18 protein-coding genes are annotated in these 20,299 nt (G+C 67.9%); 17 read left to right on the forward strand and 1 reads right to left on the reverse strand.

What is annotated here, in order from left to right; all coding sequences use genetic code 11:
• Positions 1-132 precede the first annotated feature (132 nt).
• The 5 genes from MF270_RS25245 (at position 133) to MF270_RS25260 (ending at position 4,624) form a co-directional block, all read left to right on the forward strand.
• Positions 133-1,353 (forward strand): formate dehydrogenase subunit gamma, encoded by a 1,221-nt coding sequence (locus tag MF270_RS25245; RefSeq protein ID WP_238368421.1) that lies wholly within the window; start codon positions 133-135, stop codon positions 1,351-1,353.
• Complete coding sequence (locus MF270_RS25250) at positions 1,350-2,618, forward strand: c-type cytochrome (protein ID WP_238368422.1); 1,269 nt, start codon at positions 1,350-1,352, stop codon at positions 2,616-2,618. Before MF270_RS25245 ends, MF270_RS25250 begins: the two co-directional genes overlap by 4 nt.
• Entirely contained in the window at positions 2,615-2,740 is a 126-nt protein-coding gene (locus MF270_RS28275) for a hypothetical protein (RefSeq protein WP_272490877.1), read from the forward strand. Before MF270_RS25250 ends, MF270_RS28275 begins: the two co-directional genes overlap by 4 nt.
• A gap of 3 nt (positions 2,741-2,743) precedes the next feature.
• Positions 2,744-4,078 (forward strand): sigma-54-dependent transcriptional regulator, encoded by a 1,335-nt coding sequence (locus tag MF270_RS25255; protein WP_238368423.1) that lies wholly within the window; start codon positions 2,744-2,746, stop codon positions 4,076-4,078.
• A gap of 81 nt (positions 4,079-4,159) precedes the next feature.
• The gene (locus tag MF270_RS25260; protein ID WP_238368424.1) at positions 4,160-4,624 is read left to right on the forward strand and encodes a MaoC family dehydratase; all 465 of its coding nucleotides are present in this window, start codon (positions 4,160-4,162) and stop codon (positions 4,622-4,624) included.
• 175 nt (positions 4,625-4,799) lie between these two features.
• Here the strand turns inward: MF270_RS25260 and MF270_RS25265 are convergent, their stop codons facing one another.
• Positions 4,800-5,678 carry a MurR/RpiR family transcriptional regulator gene (locus tag MF270_RS25265; protein ID WP_238368425.1) on the reverse strand — a complete coding sequence of 293 codons (879 nt, stop codon included), beginning with the start codon at positions 5,676-5,678 and terminating at the stop codon, positions 4,800-4,802.
• A 121-nt stretch (positions 5,679-5,799) separates the two neighbouring features.
• Here MF270_RS25265 and MF270_RS25270 point away from each other — a divergent pair, with 121 nt between their 5' ends.
• The 12 genes from MF270_RS25270 to cydX all read left to right on the forward strand — a co-directional run bounded on the left by MF270_RS25270 (position 5,800) and on the right by cydX (position 20,152).
• Positions 5,800-6,567 (forward strand): N-formylglutamate amidohydrolase, encoded by a 768-nt coding sequence (locus MF270_RS25270; protein ID WP_238368426.1) that lies wholly within the window; start codon positions 5,800-5,802, stop codon positions 6,565-6,567.
• A complete protein-coding gene (locus MF270_RS25275; RefSeq protein ID WP_238368427.1) occupies positions 6,564-7,085 on the forward strand; it encodes a TRAP transporter small permease subunit in 522 nt (173 codons plus the stop codon). Before MF270_RS25270 ends, MF270_RS25275 begins: the two co-directional genes overlap by 4 nt.
• Positions 7,075-8,400 (forward strand): TRAP transporter large permease, encoded by a 1,326-nt coding sequence (locus MF270_RS25280; RefSeq protein WP_238368428.1) that lies wholly within the window; start codon positions 7,075-7,077, stop codon positions 8,398-8,400. Before MF270_RS25275 ends, MF270_RS25280 begins: the two co-directional genes overlap by 11 nt.
• A 58-nt stretch (positions 8,401-8,458) precedes the next feature.
• Positions 8,459-9,490, forward strand: coding sequence for a TRAP transporter substrate-binding protein (locus MF270_RS25285; RefSeq protein WP_238368429.1), 1,032 nt, complete (start codon positions 8,459-8,461; stop codon positions 9,488-9,490).
• Positions 9,491-9,558: 68 nt separating this feature from the next.
• Complete coding sequence (locus MF270_RS25290; RefSeq protein ID WP_238368430.1) at positions 9,559-10,923, forward strand: glutamine synthetase family protein; 1,365 nt, start codon at positions 9,559-9,561, stop codon at positions 10,921-10,923.
• 210 nt (positions 10,924-11,133) lie between these two features.
• Positions 11,134-12,516 (forward strand): aldehyde dehydrogenase family protein, encoded by a 1,383-nt coding sequence (locus tag MF270_RS25295; protein ID WP_238368431.1) that lies wholly within the window; start codon positions 11,134-11,136, stop codon positions 12,514-12,516.
• Positions 12,513-13,658, forward strand: a complete 1,146-nt coding sequence (locus MF270_RS25300) for an iron-containing alcohol dehydrogenase (protein WP_238368432.1) — start codon at positions 12,513-12,515, stop codon at positions 13,656-13,658. Before MF270_RS25295 ends, MF270_RS25300 begins: the two co-directional genes overlap by 4 nt.
• Positions 13,659-13,790: 132 nt before the next feature.
• Positions 13,791-15,410, forward strand: a complete 1,620-nt coding sequence (locus tag MF270_RS25305) for an ATP-binding cassette domain-containing protein (RefSeq protein ID WP_238368433.1) — start codon at positions 13,791-13,793, stop codon at positions 15,408-15,410.
• On the forward strand, positions 15,407-17,125 hold the full coding sequence (cydC, locus tag MF270_RS25310; RefSeq protein WP_238368434.1) for a thiol reductant ABC exporter subunit CydC: 1,719 nt from the start codon (positions 15,407-15,409) through the stop codon (positions 17,123-17,125). The genes MF270_RS25305 and cydC overlap by 4 nt, the downstream gene beginning before the upstream one ends.
• An 82-nt stretch (positions 17,126-17,207) precedes the next feature.
• Positions 17,208-18,833, forward strand: a complete 1,626-nt coding sequence (locus MF270_RS25315) for a cytochrome ubiquinol oxidase subunit I (protein WP_238368435.1) — start codon at positions 17,208-17,210, stop codon at positions 18,831-18,833.
• Between the two features lie 5 nt (positions 18,834-18,838).
• A complete protein-coding gene (cydB, locus tag MF270_RS25320; RefSeq protein ID WP_238368436.1) occupies positions 18,839-20,002 on the forward strand; it encodes a cytochrome d ubiquinol oxidase subunit II in 1,164 nt (387 codons plus the stop codon).
• 15 nt (positions 20,003-20,017) lie between these two features.
• Positions 20,018-20,152 (forward strand): cytochrome bd-I oxidase subunit CydX, encoded by a 135-nt coding sequence (cydX, locus tag MF270_RS25325; protein ID WP_238368437.1) that lies wholly within the window; start codon positions 20,018-20,020, stop codon positions 20,150-20,152.
• Positions 20,153-20,299: the final 147 nt, after the last annotated feature.

The following is a 20,299-nucleotide window of genomic DNA, read 5'->3' on the forward strand; positions in this document are numbered from 1 at the left end:
CCCTTCGCAGGGGCCGCCTAGGTGGCCTCTGCAATCGCCCCGCGTGGTGGGGTAAAACCCCACCCTACCGCATGATGTAGGGTGGGGTTTTGCCCCACCGCGGGAAGACCCCGATTTGACCGGAGGCATTCCATGCTGCGCCACCTGATGGCACTTCTCCTGCTGGCCGTGACGGCCGGCCCCGCCCTGGCCCAATCCGAACCACCCGCCGAGGCGCCGATCGAAGGCCAGGCCCCGGTGATCGACCGCTCCGCCACCGGCGGGGCGCAGACGCTCGAAGACATCCTGCGCCGGCAGCAGGGCCTGCCGGTCGACGACACCTTCCGCCGCGAGGATATCGGCGGCGACGCGGTCTCCGCCCCCGGCCTCGGGCCGCTTGGCGGCGCGTCCGACCCCGAGCTCTGGCGCGCCCTGCGCTACAACGAGGCGGATGTCACCGTCTCGACCTACAACAAGAATGGCCGCGTGCTGGTGCAGGACGGCGGCATGTGGTGGCTGCAGTTCCGCGAGGGCCCGCTGCGCGTCTACGGTGGCTGGCTGCTGGTCGGCACCATCGCCTTCCTCGCCGTCTTCCTGCTGCTGCGCGGCCGCATCAGGATCGACGGCGGCAAGACCGGGCGCACGGTGACCCGGTTCCAGTTCATCGAACGCTTTGCCCATTGGATGATGGCCGGCAGTTTCGTCCTGCTGGGCCTCACCGGCCTGCTCACGCTCTTCGGCCGCAAGGTGCTGGCGCCCTACTTCGGGCTCGACTTCAACGCGCAGCTGCTGATCGCGTCGAAATACGTGCACAACAACGTCAGCTGGGCCTTCATGCTGGGGCTGATCATGGTCTTCGTCATGTGGGTCTGGCACAACCTGCCCGACCGCACCGACCTCACCTGGTTCGCCCAGGCCGGCGGGATCATCGGCAACAAGCACCCGCCCGCCAAGAAGTTCAACGCCGGGCAAAAGCTGATCTTCTGGTCGGTGATCGTGCTGGGCGCGTCCATCTCAGTCTCGGGCCTGTCGCTGCTGTTTCCCTTCGAGCTGCCGCTGTTCGCCAAGACCTTCGGCATCCTGAACGGGTGGGGCGTCTACGACTGGGTCGGGTTGCAACCCTTCCCGGTCGAGCTGTCGCCGCAGGAAGAAATGCAGTTCGCCCAGCTCTGGCACGCCATCGTCGGATTCGTGATGATGGCGATCATCCTGGCGCATATCTACATCGGCTCGGTCGGGATGGAGGGTGCGTTCGAGGCCATGGGGTCCGGCGAGGTCGACGAGAACTGGGCGCATCAGCACCATTCGATCTGGCTGGACGAGGTCAAGGCCATGGAGGGCAGCGCGCCCAAAGGCAGCGCGCCGGCCGAATGAAACCGCTGCTGGCCGCGCTTATGTTCTGCGCCGGGGCTGTCTCGGCGCAGGAGTTCTTTACCCTAAAGGGGCACGGCGGCCCGATCATGGGGATTGCCGTGTCGCCCGAGGGCCGCGTGGCCACGGCCAGTTTCGACAATTCCGTGGGGGTCTGGACCGATGGCGCGCCCGAATGGCTGGAAGGGCATGACGCCGCCGTCACGGCCATCAGCTGGGGCGAAGTGCTGGTCTCGGGCGGCGACGATTTCGCCGTGCGTCTCTGGGGCGATCAGGCGCGCGAGCTGGGCCGCCACGCGGGCAAGGTGCAATCGGTCGCCGTCTCTTCGGACGGCGCGCTGGTCGCCTCGGGCAGCTGGGACGGGACAATCCTCCTCTGGCCGCTGGACGCGGGCGAGCCGCGCGCGTTGCCGCCCCCCGGATCGGGCGTCAACGCGGTGGCCTTCGGGCCGGGAAACAGTCTCTATGCAGGGACAATCGGTGGTGATCTCATCCGCTATGACCTGGCCAAGGGCGCAGCCCCCCTGCCGCTGATCCGCCATGGCTTCGGCATCAACCGCCTTGTCGTCACCGAGGACTGGATCGCCTATGGCGCCGTCGATGGCGGCACGCGGATCGTCACGCATGACGGGACCGAGATCGCCGATTTCACCCTCGACCGCCGCCCGGTCCTGGCCCTCGCGTATCACGCGGGCACGGCGCAACTCGCCGTGGGCGACGGTGAGGGCTATATCATGATGGTGGACACCGACACCTGGAGCATCGCGCGCGACTTCCGCGCCACGCGGGCCGGACCGGTCTGGGCGCTGGCCTTCAGCCCCGACGGCGCGACCATCCTTGCGGGCGGGATCGACGACGTGGCCTATGGTTGGCCGGTCGCCAGCCTCGACGCCTTCGCGCCCGGCATCACGGGCGAACGCAGCTTCCTGGCCGACCCCGCGACCATGACGAACGGCGAACGGCAGTTCATGCGCAAGTGCTCGATCTGCCACGCCCTGACCCCCGGCCCGTCGCGCAAGGCCGGCCCGACGCTGCACGGGGTCTTTGGCCGCCGCGCCGGGACGGTGCCGGGCTATTCCTATTCCGACACGCTGGACGGGTCGGTCCTCACCTGGGACGAAACCACCATCGACGCCCTGTTCGACCAGGGCCCCGACCACTACATTCCGGGCAGCAAGATGCCCATGCAGGTGATCGCCGGGGCGGATGATCGCGCCGACCTGATCGCCTTTCTCAAGACCGCCACCGCAGGAGGGGCACCCGAATGAAAGCCATGTTTGCCGGTTTCGCCGCCATGATCGTGATCTCCGTGGGCGCCTATTACGGGCTGCACGAGATCGGGTTCTCGTCGCAGGATCGCTATTCGGGGGACAACGTGCGGCTGGAGTGATCCATGACCCCCAAGGACGAATACGGCGGCGCGCTTTCGGGCGCCTCGGTGCTGGTCATCGACGATGAGCCGGGGATGCGCCATTTCCTGACCAAGATCCTCGAACCACGGGTCAAGCGCGTGGCCGAGGCGGCCTCTCCGGCCGAGGCGACGCGCGTGCTGGACGAGGCGCATTTCGACGTCGTGATCCTGGACAACATCATGCCGGGGGGGACGGGGCTGGCCTGGGTGACCGAGCAGCGCCGCAAGGGGTTCTTTGCCGACACGATCCTGATCACCGCCTATGCCGATCTGGAAACCGCGATTGCCGCCTTGCGGGCGGGGGTCAGCGATTTCGTGCTGAAGCCGTTCCGCGCCAACCAGATCCTCGGCGCCGTGGCGCGCACGCTCGACCGCAAGAACCTGCGGCGGGACAATGCGCTCTTGCGGCGCGAGCTTTACGCCGGCTCGGCCCCCGGCCAGCTGCTGGGGACCTCGGCCGCGCTTGGCAAGGTGCGGACCCTGCTGGCCAAGCTGTCGTCGCTGCCGACCCCGGTGCTGTTTACCGGCGAAAGCGGCACGGGCAAGGAACTGGCCGCGCGCCAGCTGCACCTGCTGTCGGACCGGGCCGAAAAGCCCTTTGTCGCGGTCAATTGCGCCGCCATTTCGCCCGACCGCACGGTGCGCGAGCTTTTCGGCGCGGTCGAGGGGGATTCGCGGCTGAAACCGGGTCTCTTGCTGCTGGCCGATGGCGGCACGCTCTTCCTCGACGAGGTGGCGCAGATGCCGGAAAGCCTGCAGGCGGCGCTTCTGCGCGTGCTCGAAGACCAGAAGATCCGCCCCGAAGGCGCCGAGCGCGAGATCCCGCTGAACCTGCGGTTTCTCTTTGCCACCAATGCCGATCTCGACCGCGCGGTGGCCGAGGGGCGGTTCCGCGCCGACCTCTACCACCGCATCACCGTCATGCGGATCGAGATGCCGCCGCTGCGCGACCGGTCTGAGGACATCGTCGAGCTGGCGGCGCTGTTCCTGGCGCAGTTCCAGACCGCGCTTGGGATGCCGGGGCTCGAGCTGAACGACGAGGTGCTGCTGAACCTGCGCCGCTACGCCTGGCCGGGCAATGTGCGCGAGCTGAAGAACATGATCGAACGCTCGGTGATCCTGGGCTCCTTCCCCGAGGAATTCGCGGGGCAGGGGGACGTGACCGGCGTGGAGGCGATCGAGAACCTGGACCTGGTGATGCAGCGCCACATCCTGCACGTGCTCGACAGTTGCGACGGCAACCGGGCCGAGGCGGCGCGGCGCCTGGGCGTGTCGCGCAAGACCATCGACCGCAAGGTCTCGGCCTGGTCCGACTGACGGCACGTCCCGCCCCGGCCCGGCTTGCAAGGCGATCCTCTCCCCGGCAAGGTGACGCGGCTGACCACTAGGAGCCGCCCCATGTCCGACCGCCCGCCCTTCCTGCCCTACGAGAGTTTCGAGATCGGCCAGGTCGCCACCTTCGGCCGCTACGAGGTGACGGCGGAGGAAGTCGTGGAGTTCGCGTCGAAATACGACCCGCAGTTCTTTCACCTGGACGCCGAAGCGGCCAAGGACTCGCTCTTCGGCGCGCTCTGCGCCAGCGGCTGGCACACTTGCGCGATGACCATGGCAATGCTCGTCGAACAGCAGAAAAAGACCGGCACCACGCTCGGCTCGCCGGGCGTGGACGAGGTGCGCTGGCTGACCCCGGTCTTCCCCGGCGACGTGCTCTCGGTCCGCACCGAGGTGCTGGACATGAAACCCTCGGGCAAGCGCCCCGATGTCGGCGTGGTGTTCCAGCGGGTCACGACCCTGCGCGGCGGCGACACGCCCGTCCTCACCTTCATCGCCCGCGGCATGTTCCGCCGCGGCGGCGCCGAATAGGCCGCGCACCGTCTGGCCCCTGTCGCATTGATTTCGCGCAAGGGCGCGAAAGCCTCCGGCGGGAGTTTAACTGGCAAGATGAAGAGGGATCGGGTCTCCCCTTCATCTTGCCAATAAACTCCGGGGAGTGTGAGGGGCTGGCCCCTCACTCCGACAGAGGCCACGGGCGCGGCCTTCAGGGTTCGCCGCGAAAGATCCGGGCCTCGCCGATCATCTCTTCCAGCGCGGCGATGCGGCTGGTCGAGGGGCTGCGGGCCTGGATCTCGGCCACCAGCGCCTCGATCAGGAAGTTGATCGGCAGGGTGGAATCCCAGCTCGAGGGCGCCTCGACCATGGCGCGGAAGGTATGGGCCGCGTGGCGCTCGATCGGGGAGCCCCATTGGTCGGTGAAAAGCACGATGGAGCCGCCCTGGCGCACCACCAGTTCCGCCAGCCGCTCGAGCTGTTTCTCGTAGCGGCGGATGTCGAAGATCACCAGCGTCGCCGTCGGCCCCATGTCGAGCAGCGATTGCGGCCAGACCGAGGGGGAGCTGTCAAGCATCGCCACCCCGGGCCGGATGATCTGCAAATGGTTGAAGAAGTACTGCGCGTTCGACCGGGTGATGCGCCCGCCCAGCAGGTGGACCTGCCGCGCCGGGTCGGCCAGCAGGGCGGCCACCGCGTCGAAGGTGCCGGGGTCGAGCCGGTCGATGGTGGCGTTGATGTTGCGCGACGCGGCGCGGGCAAAACGCGACACGATATGGTCGTCGCCCTGGTCGGGGGGCGCGAGTTTGGCCAGCGGCTGCTTGACGCGGGCCGAGACCTCCTCGCGCACCGCGCCCTGGAAATCGGAAAAGCCGTCGAAGCCCAGCTTGCGCGCCAGCCGCACCACCGAGGCGGTCGAGACCTCGGCCCGTTCGGCCAGCTTGGTGATCGACAGCAGCCCCGGCATCAGGGAATCGTCCAGCAGGGTCGCCGCCAACCGCCGCTCGGCCGCGGTGAGGGTCGCCTGCTGGTCGCGCAGCATGTCGCGGATCAACCGAGGCGCGCCCGGCTCTGGTGAATTCGGCGTCATGCGGGGCCTCTCCTTGGCCGGAGCAGGGAAACGATGTTGACAGCGCGGCTGCCGTTGTATTGATCTTTACACAAGCCGGTCGGGTTGACCAGATCGGAACATCGGGGACAGGGGGCGCGTGATGGAAGATCCGGGATGGCCGGCAGTGGCAAGCTGGAACGCTGGCGGGCGCGCGCCCGTCGTGCTGGTCTGCGAACATGCCTCGGCCTTCATCCCCCCGGCGCTGAACGGGCTGGGCCTCGATGCAACGGCGCGGGTCAGCCATGTGGCTTGGGACATCGGCGCGCTGGACGTGGCGCGGCGGCTGTCGGCCGTGCTGGATGCGCCGCTGGTGGCGGGGCAGGTGTCGCGGCTGGTCTACGATTGCAACCGCCCGCCCGAGGCGGCGGGGGCGATCCCCGAACGGTCGGAAATCTATGACATCGCCGGCAACCGCGACCTGAGCGACGATGCGCGGGCCGCCCGCGTCCGCGCGATCCACGACCCGTTCCACGCCGCCGTCGCCGCCACGCTCGACCGGCAGGAGGCGCGCTGCGGCAAGGTCGCGCTGGTGACCGTCCACAGCTTTACCCCCGTCTTCTTCGGCAAGCGGAGGGAGCTGGATCTCGGCTATCTCTACCACGAGACCGGCGCCATCGCCGAGGTGGCCGTGGCGGTCGAGGCCGGCAGGGGCCGCTACACCGCTGCCGTCAACGCGCCCTATTCCATCGCCGATGGCGTGACCTACACGCTGGCCCGCCACGCCGAGGGCAAGGGCCGCGATTCTGTCATGATCGAGATCCGCAACGACCTGATCGAGACCGAGGCCGGCGCCGAGGCGATGGCCGACCACCTGGCCGGCACGCTGGCGCAGGCCATGTCGATGAACGGGCAGGGGGCGCCGGCATGAGCGCGCTGCGGCTCTACATCGACCTCGTACAGAAGATGAACCGCGCCATCGGGCGCGTGGCCATGTACGGGATCTTCCTGCTGATGGCGATCCTGCTGTGGTCGTCGGTGTCCAAGGTGTTCTTCACCCCGTCGCTCTGGACGCTGGAAATGGCCCAGTTCGTGATGGTCGGCTATTACATCCTGGGCGGGCCCTACGCGATCCAGATGGGATCGAACGTGCGGATGGACCTGCTGTACGGAGAATGGTCCACGCGGCGCAAGGCGGCCGTGGACAGCGTGACGATCTGCTTCCTGATCTTCTACCTGGGCGTGCTGCTTTGGGGCGGGATCGATTCCACCATCTACAGTTTCAGCTACGGCGGAGAGCGCAGCCCGACCGCCTGGCGGCCCTATCTCTGGCCGATCAAGATGACCATGTGCATCGGCATCGTGCTGATGCTGCTGCAGGCCTTCGCCGAATTATTCAAGGATATCCTGCGACTGCGGGGCGAGGAGATTGCTGCCGATGTCGTATGAATTCATCGCCATCTTCATGTTCGTCACGATGATGGCGCTGCTGCTGACCGGGCAGCGGGTCTTTGGCGCCATCGGGTTCGTCGCGGTCGTGGCGGCGTTGGCGCTTTGGGGCGACCGGGGCGGCTATGACCTGGCGTTTTCCAGCGCCATCAAGCTGATGAAATGGTATCCGCTGCTGACGCTGCCGATGTTCATCTTCATGGGTTACGTGCTGTCCGAATCGAAGATCGCCGACGATCTTTACAAGATGTTCCACGTCTGGATGGGCGGTTTGCGCGGCGGGCTGGCCATCGGGACGATCGGGCTGATGGTGCTGATCTCGGCCATGAACGGCCTTTCGGTCGCGGGCATGGCCATCGGGGCGACCATCGCGCTGCCGGAACTGCTCAAGCGCAATTACGACAAGCGGATGGTCACGGGGGTGATCCAGGCCGGCTCAAGCCTGGGCATCCTCGTGCCGCCCTCGGTCGTGCTGGTGCTTTACGCGATGATCGCGCGGCAGCCGGTGGGGCAGCTGTGGCTGGCGGGGGTCATTCCCGGCCTGATGATGGCCACGCTCTTCATCATCTACATCGTGATCCGCTGCCGCATCTCGCCCGAGCTTGGCCCCGCCCTGTCGGCCGAGGAACGCGACATGCCGATGCGCGAAAAGCTGCGGCTGTTGCGTGCGGGGTTGCTGCCGGTGGGCATCTTTGCCGTCATGATGATCCCCTTCGTCAACGGCTGGACCAGCCTCGTCGAAAGCTCGGCCGTGGGGGCCATCGCAGCCTTCCTCGCTGCCGTGGTCAAGGGACGGATGACGCGCGAGGTGTTCGAGACCTCGGTGCGCCAGACCCTTGGCATCACCTGCATGTTCATGTGGATCATCCTGGCCGCGCTGGCCTTTGGCGCCGTCTTCGACGGGCTGGGCGCGGTCAAGGCGATCGAGACGCTGTTCACCGAGCGGCTGGGCCTGTCCCCCTGGATGATCCTCATCCTGATGCAGCTGTCGTTCATCCTGATGGGCACGTTCCTTGACGACACGGCCATGCTGGTGATCGTCGCGCCGCTGTATGTACCGCTGGTCGGCGCGCTGGGGTTCGACCTGGTGTGGTACGGCGTGCTGTACACGATCACCTGCCAGATCGCATACATGACCCCGCCCTTCGGCTACAACCTGTTCCTGATGAAGGCGATGGCCCCGCCCGAGATCACCCTGCGTGACATCTACGGGTCGATCCTGCCCTTCGTCCTTGTCATGGTGCTGGCACTTGTGCTGGTCATGATCTTCCCCGAGATCGCGCTGTGGCTGCCCGGGACGATCTACGGAAATTAACGACAAACCAGACCCTGCAAAGGGGCAATTGAACCTTAACCCACAGGAGAGAGAGAACATGACCCTTACCAGAAGACATATCCTGGCCGGCGCGGCCGCTGCCCCGGCGCTTGCCGCCCCGAGCCTCGTCAAGGCGCAGGCGCCGATCCGCTGGCGCTTTCAGACCTATGCCGGTGCCGCGCTGGGTGAGCACGTGACCAAGCCGATCATCGACTACATCAACACCGCCGCCAACGGCGAGATGGAGATTGAGCTGTATTACGCCGACCAGATCGTGCCCACCGGAGAGCTGTTCCAGGCGCTTCAGCGCGGCACCATCGACGGCGTGCATTCGGACGACGATTCCATGGCCTCGCCCACGCCGCTGCGCGTCTTCGGCGGCTATTTCCCCTTTGCCACCAAGACGATCCTCGACGTGCCGGTGCTGTTCAACCAGTACGGCCTGAAAGAGATCTGGGAAGAGGAATACGCCAAGGTCGGCGTCAAGTGGCTGTCGGCCGCGGGGCAGGATCCGTGCAACTTCAACACCAAGAAAGAGATCACCTCGCTCGCCGATCTCGACGGGCTGAAGCTGTACACCTTCCCGACGGCGGGCCGGTTCCTGGCGCAGTTCGGCGTGGTGCCGGTGTCGATCCCCTACGAGGATGCCGAAGTGGCCGTGCAGACCGGCGAGCTTGACGGCATGGCCTGGTCGGGCATCACCGAGGATTACACGGTGGGCTGGGCGGATGTGACCGACTACTTCCTGACCAACAACATCTCGGGCGCCTGGATCGGGTCGTTCTTCGTCAACGAGGAACGCTGGGCCGAGCTGCCGGATCACCTCAAGACCCTGGTCATGGCGGGCATCGAGGCCGGCCACACCTACCGCAACCAGTGGTACTGGGGCGGCGAGGCGCGGCTGCGCGCGCAGGGCGACAAGCTGGCGCTGCGCGAGGTGCCCTCGGCCGAGTGGAAGCAGGTCGAGGAAGCGGCGGTCAAGTTCTGGGACGAGATCGCCGAGGAAGGCGAAGTGCACCAGAAGATCGTCGGCATCTTCCGCGAGTACAACAGCGTCATCAACTCGGCCGGCGCGCCCTACACGTTCTGATCCCGCAAGGACCCAGACCCCGGCCCCCGCGCAGACCCGCGCGGGGGCCTCATCAACGGAGGTTTTCCATGCCCACCCCGCTTTCCTTCGACCAGCTGAAGGCGCAGGTCGCCGCGCAAGAGATCGACACGGTTCTGGCCGTGATCGTCGACATGCAGGGCCGCCTGATGGGCAAGCGCTTTCACGCGCGTCACTTCGTGGACAGCGCCTGGGAAGAGACCCATTGCTGCAACTACCTGCTGGCCACCGACCTCGAGATGTCGACGCCCGAGGGGTTCGAGGCGACGAGTTGGGAGCGCGGCTACGGCGATTACATCATGAAGCCCGACCTCGAGACGCTGCGCCCGGTGCCTTGGCTCGAGGGGACTGCGATGGTGCTGTGCGACGTGCTGGATCACCACACGCACCAGCCGGTGCCGCATTCGCCCCGCGCGATGCTGCAGTCCCAGGTGGCGCGGCTGAAGGAGATGGGGTTCGACGCCATGATGGCGACCGAGCTGGAATTCTTCCTGTTCGAGAAGTCGCTGACCGAACTGGCGGAGATCGGCTACCGCGAGCTGAAGCCGATCTCGGGCTACAACGAGGATTACAACATCTTCCAGACCACCAAGGAAGAGCATGTGATGCGGCCCATCCGCAATCACCTCTACGCCGCGGGCATCCCGGTCGAGAACACCAAGGGCGAGGCCGAGGCGGGCCAGGAAGAACTGAACATCAAGTACGGGCCCGCGCTCGATTGCGCCGATTACCACGCCATCGCCAAGCATGCGGTCAAGGAAATCGCCTGGGCGCAGGGGCATGCCGCGTCGTTCCTCGCGAAATGGCACCACGAGCGGGTGGGGTCGTCCTCGCACGTGCACATGTCTCTGTGGAAGGACGGGGAGCCTGCGTTCTTCGATCCCTCGGACAAGCTTGGCATGTCCGCGCTGATGAAGGCCTGGGTGGCCGGGCTGCTCAAGTACACGCCGGACCTGACGTATTTCCTTGCGCCCTACATCAACAGCTACAAGCGCTTTGCCAAGGGCAGTTTCGCCCCGACCTCGATCACCTGGTCGGTCGATAACCGGACGGCGGCGTATCGTCTTTGCGGCGAAGGCAGCAAGGCGGTGCGGATCGAATGCCGGGTCGGCGGGTCCGACCTCAACCCCTATCTCGCCATGGCCGCGCTGATCGCCGCCGGGATCAAGGGGATCGAGGAGGGGCTGGAGCTCGCCCCGCCCGCCACGGGGGACATGTACCAGGGCGATGACCTCGACCGGGTGCCCGTGCGCCTGTCGGACGCGCGGCAGGCGCTGATGCGGTCCGACCTGCTCAAGGACGCGTTCGGCGAGGGGGTCGTGCGCCACTACGCCCGCGCCGCCGAGGTCGAGATCGAGGAGTTCGAGCGCGTGGTGACCGATCACGAGATCGCGCGGGGGTTCGAGCGGGCGTGAAGCGCAGCCGTCGCGCCCCGTGGCGCGCGGCCCGCAGGCGAGGGGCCAGCCCCTCGCGCTCCCCGGAGTTTAGTCGGCAAGATGAAGAAAGGATCCCTTTTCATCTTGCCAATTAAACTCCCGCCGGAGGCATGAGGGGCAAGGCCCCTCATTCTGATTTGAGACGAGACGGGGATCGGGTGATCCTCTGGAAGAAGGAAAGCTTTGGCGATGGGCCAGGTGTTGAGATGTGTCTCTCCGATCGACGGAGAGGTGTTTGCCGAGCGCGAGGCGTTGGGACTGGAGGCCGCGCGCGCGAAGATCGACGCGATGCGGGCGGCGCAGGCGGCCTGGGCCGCGCGGCCGCTGGACGAGCGGGTGCGGCTGGTCATGGCAGGTGTCGCGGCCGTGGGCGCGATGAACGACGAGGTGGTGCCCGAGCTGGCGCGGATGATGGGCCGGCCGGTGCGCTACGGCGGCGAGTTTCGCGGCTTTGACGAGCGGGCGAGCCACATGGCGGCCATCGCCGCCGAGGCGCTGGCGGATATCGAGGTGGGGGAGGACGCGGTCTTTACCCGCTACATCCGCCGCGTCCCGCAGGGCGTCGTGCTGGTCGTGGCGCCCTGGAATTACCCCTACATGACCGCGATCAACACCGTGGCGCCTGCCCTGATCGCCGGCAACGTGGTGGTGCTGAAGCACGCGACCCAGACCCTGCTGGTGGGCGAGCGCATGGCGCGCGCCTTCCACGAGGCGGGGGTGCCGGCGGAGGTCTTCGACAATGTGTTCCTTGGCCATGACACCACCGCTACGCTGATCGCGGGCCGCGCCTTCGATTTCGTCAACTTCACCGGCTCTGTCGGCGGCGGGCAGGCGATGGAGCGGGCGGCGGCCGGCACCTTTACCGGCGTCGCCACCGAGCTCGGCGGCAAGGACCCGGGCTATGTGATGGAGGACGCGGACCTCGACGCCGCCGTCGAGACCCTGATCGACGGGGCCATGTTCAACTCGGGCCAGTGCTGCTGCGGGATCGAGCGGATCTACGTGCACGAGAGCCTGTTCGACGCCTTCGTCGAAAAGGCCGTGGCCATCGTGAAGGGCTACAAGCTGGGCAATCCGCTGGACCCCGAGACCTCGATCGGGCCGATGGCGAACGTGCGTTTTGCCAAGGAGGTGCGGGCGCAGATCGACGAGGCGCTGGCGATGGGCGCCACCGCGCATATTGAAACCTTCCCGGAGGATGATGGCGCGGCCTACTTGACCCCGCAGATCCTGACCAATGTCACCCACGAGATGCGCGTGATGCGCGACGAAAGCTTCGGCCCCGTGGTCGGCATCATGGCCGTGAAGGACGACGAGGAGGCCATCCGTCTCATGAACGACAGCGCGTTCGGCCTGACTGCCAGCCTCTGGACCCGCGACATCGACCGCGCGCAGGCGGTGGGCGACCGGATCGAGACCGGGACCGTCTTCATGAACCGCGCGGATTACCTCGACCCCGGCCTCTGCTGGACGGGATGCAAGAACACCGGGCGCGGCGGCGGGCTGAGCGTCATCGGCTACCACAACCTGACCCGCCCGAAATCCTACCATCTCAAGAAGGTGACGAAATGAGCCTCGTTGGAAACTGGTCCTATCCCACGGCCGTGAAATTCGGCGCAGGACGCATCAAGGAATTGCCCGGCGCCTGTGCGCAGGCCGGGATCACGCGGCCGCTGCTGGTCACCGACAAGGGGCTGGCGGGGATGGCGATCACCCAAGGCGCGCTCGACATCCTGGACGAGGCGGGGCTGGGCCGTGCCCTGTTCGCCGAGGTCGATCCGAACCCGAACGAGCAGAACCTCGCGGCGGGCGTCAAGGCCTACCTCGACGGCGGCCATGACGGCGTGATCGCCTTTGGCGGCGGCTCGGGGCTGGACCTGGGCAAGATGGTCGCCTTCATGGCCGGCCAGACGCGCCCGGTGTGGGATTTCGAGGATATCGGCGATTGGTGGACCCGCGCCGATGCCGATGCCATCGCGCCCATCGTGGCGGTGCCGACGACGGCGGGGACGGGGTCGGAAGTGGGGCGCGCCAGCGTGATCACCGACAGCGTGACCCACGTCAAGAAGATCATCTTTCACCCCAAGGTGCTGCCGACGGTCGTGATCTGCGACCCCGAGCTGACGGTGGGGATGCCGCAGTTCATCACCGCGGGCACCGGCCTTGATGCCTTTGCCCATTGCGTGGAGGCCTATTCGAGCCCCTTCTACCATCCGATGTCGCAGGGCATCGCGCTGGAGGGCATGCGGCTGGTCATCGACTACCTGCCGCGCGCCTATGACGACGGCAGCGACCTCGAGGCGCGGGCGCAGATGATGAGCGCGGCGGCCATGGGGGCGACCGCCTTCCAGAAGGGCCTGGGCGCGATCCATGCGCTGAGCCATCCGATCGGGGCCGTCTTCAACACCCACCACGGCACGACCAACGCGGTCTGCATGCCCGCCGTGCTCGAGCTGAACGCGCCCGAGATCGCGGCGCGCTTCGACCGGGCGGCGGGGTACCTGGGGATCGACGGCGGCTTTGACGGGTTCCGCAAGTTCGTCGACGGGTTCAACGACCGCTTCGGCATCCCGAAAAAGCTGCGCGAGATGGGCGCCGATGCGTCCCGGATCGAAGAGCTGGTGCCCATGGCGCTGGCCGACCCGTCCTGTGGCGGCAACCCGGTCGAGTTGACGAGTGACAACCTGCGGGCGCTTTACGAGGCGGTGATCTGACAGCGTCTTCCTGGTTTGCGGGACCGGCGCGGAGGCAGCCTTCGCGCCGGGTCTCGTGATGCGGTCAAGATGCCGCAATTCATGAGTTTTCAATTGATATTATATCGGGCGTAACCCCAGGGGGATCGTCCGATGACCACCGCCGACAGGAGTGACGCCGCACCGCGGGGCCGCATGGCCCGGGCCGGCGCGCTGCGCGTTCTGGGCGATCTCATGTGGCCCGTGCAGGCCGCTGCCGTGGCCGCGGTGATCGGCGGATGGCTGGCGGGGCAGGGGACAGGCCTTGGCTGGCTGGCGCTGTTCCTGGGTGCCGGGGCCTTGCGGGCGGGGCTGTCGCAGCTGTCGGGCCGGATCGCCTTTGCCGAAGGCCAGGCGGTGGTGGAGGCCGAGCGGCGGCGCCTGCTGGACCTTTTGACCCTGCGGCCCGGGCGGATCAGCTCGGCCGAGGTGGCGGCGCTTCTGGCCGACAAGATCTCGCTGCTGGCGCCCGAGCTGACACGCTACCGGATCGCCATGACGCGGGTGCGGGTGGTGCCGCTGGTGCTGCTGGCGCTGGTCGCCTCGCAAAGCTGGGCGGCGGCGCTGGTGCTGCTGGTCGCCGGGCCGCTGATCCCGGTCTTCATGGCGCTGATCGGCATGGCCGCGAAAGAGGCGAGCGCGGCGCAGATGATCGAGGTCGGCGCGGTGAACCAGGTGCTGATCGACCGCATCGCCGCGCTGCCTGACGTGCGACTGCTGGGCGGGTTCGACCGGGCGCGCGCGGGCTTCGAGGGCCGGGTGGAGGCGCTGCGGGCCCGCACCATGGCCGTGCTGCGGATCGCCTTCCTGTCGTCCACGGTGCTCGAGCTCTTCGCCGCGCTCGGCATGGCGATGATTGCGGTCTACGTGGGCTTTTCGCTGCTGGGCGAGATCCGCTTCGGCACCTGGGGGGCGCCGCTGACGGCCGGGCAGGGGGTGTTCGTGCTGCTGCTTGTCCCTGAGTTCTTCCAGCCCCTGCGCGATCTGGCCGCCGCCTGGCATGACCGGGCCGCCGCCGCTGCCGTGCGGGACGAGGTGGCGGCGCTCCATGCCGATCAGGGCGCGCCGATCCTCGGGCGCGGGGCGCGCGGGCGGCGGGGGGCGGGCGCGCCGTCGCTGGTGTTGTGCGGGGGTGTCGCGCGGGGGATCGCGCTGCCGGGGATCACGCTGAGCGCCGGTCAGAGCCTTGCCGTGACGGGCCCGAGCGGGGCCGGGAAATCGACGCTGCTGGACGTCCTGGCCGGGCTCTTGCCGCTGGAACGTGGGACGCTCGCGGTGGACGGCGCGGCGCTTGACCATACGACAGCGGATGGATGGCGCGCGCGGCTCGCCTTTGTCCCGCAGGTCGTGCATGTGCCGGACGTGACGCTGGGCGCCTACCTCGATCCCCTGGCGACGGGCGTGGACCCGGCCGAGGCGCTGGCCAAGGCCGAGGCGGGCGGCATCGTCGCCGCGTTGCGCGATGGCCTGGGCACCCGGCTGGGCGAGACCGGCGCGGGCGTCTCGGGCGGAGAGGCGCGGCGCCTCGCGCTGGCCCGTGCCTTCGTCGCCGGGGCCGATGTGATCCTGGCGGACGAGCCGACGGCGGATCTTGACACCGACACGGGCGCGAAGGTCATCGCCGCGTTGAGGCGGGCACAGAAGGACGGAGCCATCGTCATCGCGGCCACCCACGACCCGGCGCTGATCGTGGCGCTGGACGGCGCGGCGCCGATGCCGGGGGGCGTCTCATGAGGCGGCTTTGCCAGATCGCCGCGACGCTCTGGCGCGCGGACCCATGGGCCATGGCGCGGGGCGCGGCGGCGGCGCTGGCCGTGCTGATGATGGGCGCGGCGTTGCTGGGGCTGTCGGGCTGGTTCGTGACGGCCGCGGCCGCCGCGGGGCTGGCGGGGATCGGCGTCGCCTTCGACGTCTTCCGCCCCTCGGCCGGGGTGCGGTTCCTGGCGCTTGGCCGCGCGGGCGCGCGCTATGCCGAGCGGCTCTTGACCCATGACGCGACCCTGCGCGCGTTGGCGGCGCTGCGCCTGACGCTCTTGCGGCAGATGGAAGGCCTGCCGGTCGATACCCTGCGCCGGATGCGCAGCGCGGGGGCGCTGACGCGGGTGACGGCGGATGTCGATGCGCTGGACGGGCTGGTGCTGCGGCTGGTGCTGCCGGCACTGGCGGCGCTGGTGACGCTGCTGGGGGCGGGGCTGATGCTCTGGTGGCTCGTGGGCCTGGGACTCGCGCTGGCCGTGGCCAGCGGGGTGCTGGTCTTTGGCGTGCTCGTGCTGGGCGTCACCCTGTGGCTCTCGACGGCCCCCGCGCGGCGGGCCGAGCAGGCCCGGCAAGCCTTGCGTCACGCGTCGATGGGCCTCTTTCGCGGCCATCGCGACGTGATCCAGCAGGGGCGGCTGCCGCTGGCCCGTGCGCAGATCGACACCGCCGATGCCGAGGCCCGCACGCAGGAAGATCACGTGGCCCGGGTGGACGAGGGCGCGGGGTTGGCCCTGTCGCTGCTGATAGCGCTGGCCGGGACGGCCGCGCTGTGGCTGGGCGGGCAGGCGGTCGCGGCGGGCACGCTGGACCCGGCGCGGGCGGCCATCGGGCTTTTCGTCGCGCTGGCTCTGGCCGAGGCGCTGATGCCGCTGCGCCGGGGGGTGACCGAGCTGGGGCGGATGCTGGACGCGGCCAGCCGGATCGACCCAACGGTTGCCGAGGAGACACTCGAGCCGCGCAGCGTGACGCCCCGCCCCGGCGCGATCCTGGCGTTGCGCGACGTCACCGTCACCGCCCCGGACCGCATCCAGCCGCTGTTCGAACCGCTCACGCTGACCCTCGCCCCCGGCGACTGGGTCGCGCTGACCGGCGCCTCGGGCAGCGGCAAGAGCAGCCTTCTGGACGTGATCGCCGGGCTGCGCGGGGCTGCGGGCGGAGAGATCCTGCTGTCCGGCCTGCCGCTTGCCGACTGGCCCGAGGCGCAACTGCGCCAGCACGTCACCCTGTTGCCGCAACGGGCGCTGCTGGTGGGCGGGACGATCCGCGAGAACCTGGCGCTGGCCCGCGACGATCTCGACGACACGATGGCGTGGGAGGTGCTGAGGACCGTCTGCCTCGACCACGTCATCGAACAGGCGGGCGGCCTCGGTGCCGTACTGGGCGAGGGGGGCACGGGCCTGTCGGGCGGGGAGACCCGCCGCCTTGCCCTGGCCCGTGCCCTGCTGCGCCGCCCCGCGCTGCTGCTGCTGGACGAGCCGACCGAGGGGCTGGACGATGCCACGGCCCGGCAGGTCCTCACGAACATCCGCGCCGCCCTTCCGCGGGCCGCCGTGCTCATGGCCTCGCACCGCGCGGCTGAACGGGGCACCGCCTCACGTGTCGTTGACATGAAATATCTGGGTTTCGGAATATCTCATGATCCAGATCAAACGGTCCCCCCGCCCGACGGGCTAGGCAAGGCCCAAAGCTGACTCTGATCCGCAGGTTCAGCCCGACTTGAAAGATGCATCTCACACGCTCTTTTGTGAGATGCAGCAGCAAAAGGAGACACCCATGGAGCTCGATGTCGTCGAGCTGTCTCGCCTGCAATTCGCGATGACGGCCATGTTCCACTTTCTCTTCGTGCCGCTGACGCTGGGCCTGTCGCTCATCGTCGCGATCATGGAGACGGTCTACGTGATGACCAACCGCCCGATCTGGCGCCAGATGGCCAAGTTCTGGGGCATGCTGTTCGGGATCAACTTCGTGCTGGGCGTCGCCACGGGCATCACGATGGAATTCCAGTTCGGCATGAACTGGAGCTATTACAGCCATTACGTTGGCGACGTCTTCGGCGCCCCGCTGGCGATGGAGGGGCTGATGGCCTTCTTCCTCGAGGCGACATTCGTGGGGCTGTTCTTTTTCGGCTGGGACAAGCTGTCGAAAGTCCAGCACATGGTCGTGGCCTGGCTGGTGGCGCTGGGATCGAACTTCTCGGCCCTGTGGATCCTCATTGCCAACGGCTGGATGGCCAACCCGGTGGGGGCCGAGTTCAACCCCGACACCATGCGGATGGAGATGACGTCGTTTTTCGACGTGCTCTTCAACGAAGTGGCGCAGTCGAAATTCGTGCACACGGTCTCGGCCGGCTATGTCACCGCCAGCGTCTTCGTGCTGGGTGTCTCGGCGCTGTACCTGCTGCAACGTCGGCACGAGAACCTCGCCCGCCGGTCCATCGCCGTGGCGGCCAGCTTTGGCCTCGCCTCGGCGCTGTCGGTGGTCGTGCTGGGGGACGAGTCGGGCTATTCGGCCAGCCAGACGCAAAAGATGAAACTCGCCGCGATCGAGGCGATGTGGCAGACGGAGCCTGCGCCCGCGCCCTTTACCCTCGTCGGCTTCCCCGACCAGGAGGCGCGCGAGACGCATTACGCGATCCACATCCCCTGGGCCATGGGGCTGATCGGCACCCGGTCGCTTGACACCGTGATTCCGGGCATCAACGAACTGGTGGCCGACAACGCGCAGAAGATCGAACGCGGCATCATCGCCTATGACGCGCTGATGACCATCCGGGCCGAGCGGGACGCCGCCCCGGCCGAGGTGCGCGCCACCTTCGAGCAGCATTCGGACGACCTGGGCTATGCCTTCCTGCTGATGCGCTACGTGGATGACCCGCGCGAGGCGACGCCGGAACAGATCGCGCAGGCGGCCGAGGACACGGTGCCCGGCGTGGCGCCGCTGTTCTGGGCGTTCCGCATCATGGTGGGGCTGGGGTTCAGCTTCATCGCGGTGATGCTCTATTTCTTCTACCGCGCGTCGTTCAAGGGCATGAACTTCCCGCGCTGGTCGCTGTATGGCGCCGTCGCGATCATCCCCGCCCCCTGGATCGCGGCCGAGCTCGGGTGGTTCGTGGCGGAATACGGCCGCCAGCCCTGGACGGTTGACGGGGTGCTGCCGACCGCGCTGTCGGTCAGCCACCTGAGCGTGACGGACCTGCTGATCACCCTCACCGGTTTCGTAATCTTCTACACGGTGCTCTTCGTGATCGAGGTCAGCCTGATGGTGAAATACATCCGCAAGGGCCCGACCCAGGACGTGGAAGAGACCCGCAAGTGGCAGGAGCGGCACGAACACCGCCTGCGCACCCATGATGGCAAGGGGCCCTTTGCGCCCGGTGCCGCCTCGACCCCGGCGGAGTAAGCGACATGATCCTGCACGAATTGATCGATTTCGAGATCCTGCGCGTGATCTGGTGGGTGCTGCTGGGCGTGCTGCTGACCGGGTTCGCGCTGACCGACGGGTTCGACATGGGGGTGGGCGCGCTCCTGCCCTTCGTCGCCAGAACGGATGTCGAGAGGCGCCAGGCCATCAACACCGTCGGCCCGGTCTGGGAAGGCAACCAGGTGTGGTTCATCCTGGGCGGCGGGGCGATCTTTGCCGCCTGGCCGCCGCTTTACGCCATCAGCTTTTCCGGCTTCTACCTGGCCATGTTCCTGGTGCTGGCGGCGCTGATCCTGCGGCCGGTGGCGTTCAAGTACCGCTCCAAACGCGACGGCAAACGCTGGCGCGAGACCTGGGACTGGGCGCTGTTCATCGGCGGGGCGGTGCCCGCGTTGCTGTTCGGCGTGGCCGTGGGCAACGTGCTGCTGGGCGTGCCGTTCCACCTGACCGACACGCTGATGCCGCGCTACGACGGCAGCGCGCTTGGCAAGCTCTTCGGCCTGCTGCGCCCCGTTGCGCTGCTGGCGGGCGTGGTGTCGCTGTCGATGCTGCTGATGCATGGCGCGGCCTGGCTGGGGCTCAAGGCCGACGGGCCGGTGGCCGACCGGGCGCGGCGCTTCGGCATCGTTGCGGGCCTGGTTGCGGCGTCGGGCTATGCGCTGGCCGGGCTGTGGCTGCTGGTCGGCGTGGACGGGTTCGCGCTGGTGGGAGAGGTCGCCAAGGACGGTCCGTCCAACCCGCTTTACAACGAAGTCACGCGGGGCGGGACATGGCTTGTGGCCTATGACGAGCGGCCCTGGATCGCCATCGCGCCGCTCATGGGCTTTGCCGGCATCGCCATGGCGATCCGGGGCCTGCGGGCAGGGCGCGAGGTGTCGACCCTGCTGTGGTCCAAGCTGGGCATCACCGGCATCGTGTCGAGCGTCGGGCTGACCATGTTTCCGTTCATCCTGCCCTCCACCGTCGACCCCGACAGCTCGCTCACCGTGTGGGACGCCTCGTCCTCGCACCTGACGCTGTTCGTGATGCTGGTCGCCACGGTGATCTTCCTGCCGCTGATCCTGGCCTACACCGCCTGGGTCTACCGGGTGCTCTGGGGCAAGGTCACGCAGGACGATGTCAGCGACAACGCCGAAACCCTTTACTGACGGAAGGACCGACAGATGTGGTATTTCGCATGGATCCTCGGGCTGGCGCTCGCCGCCGCCTTCGCGGTGCTGAACGCCATGTGGCTCGAGCTGCGCAGCGACGCGGTGCTGACCTCGGACGAGGAGCCCGAGGCCGGCGGCAGGGACTGACCCGAGGGATCTGACGCCCCCCGGTGCAACGGCCGGGTGTCCCTTGTGGCACCCGGGCTTTGGGGGGCGGTGTGAGCGATACTTGAACCGCGACTCCTATTGCCTGCGAGGGTAGGGGCGGCGATCGATCTCCTCCATCATTTTCTC

The organism is Mesobacterium pallidum (genome assembly GCF_019966535.1).
GTDB classification, from domain to species: Bacteria; Pseudomonadota; Alphaproteobacteria; order Rhodobacterales; family Rhodobacteraceae; genus Mesobacterium; species Mesobacterium pallidum.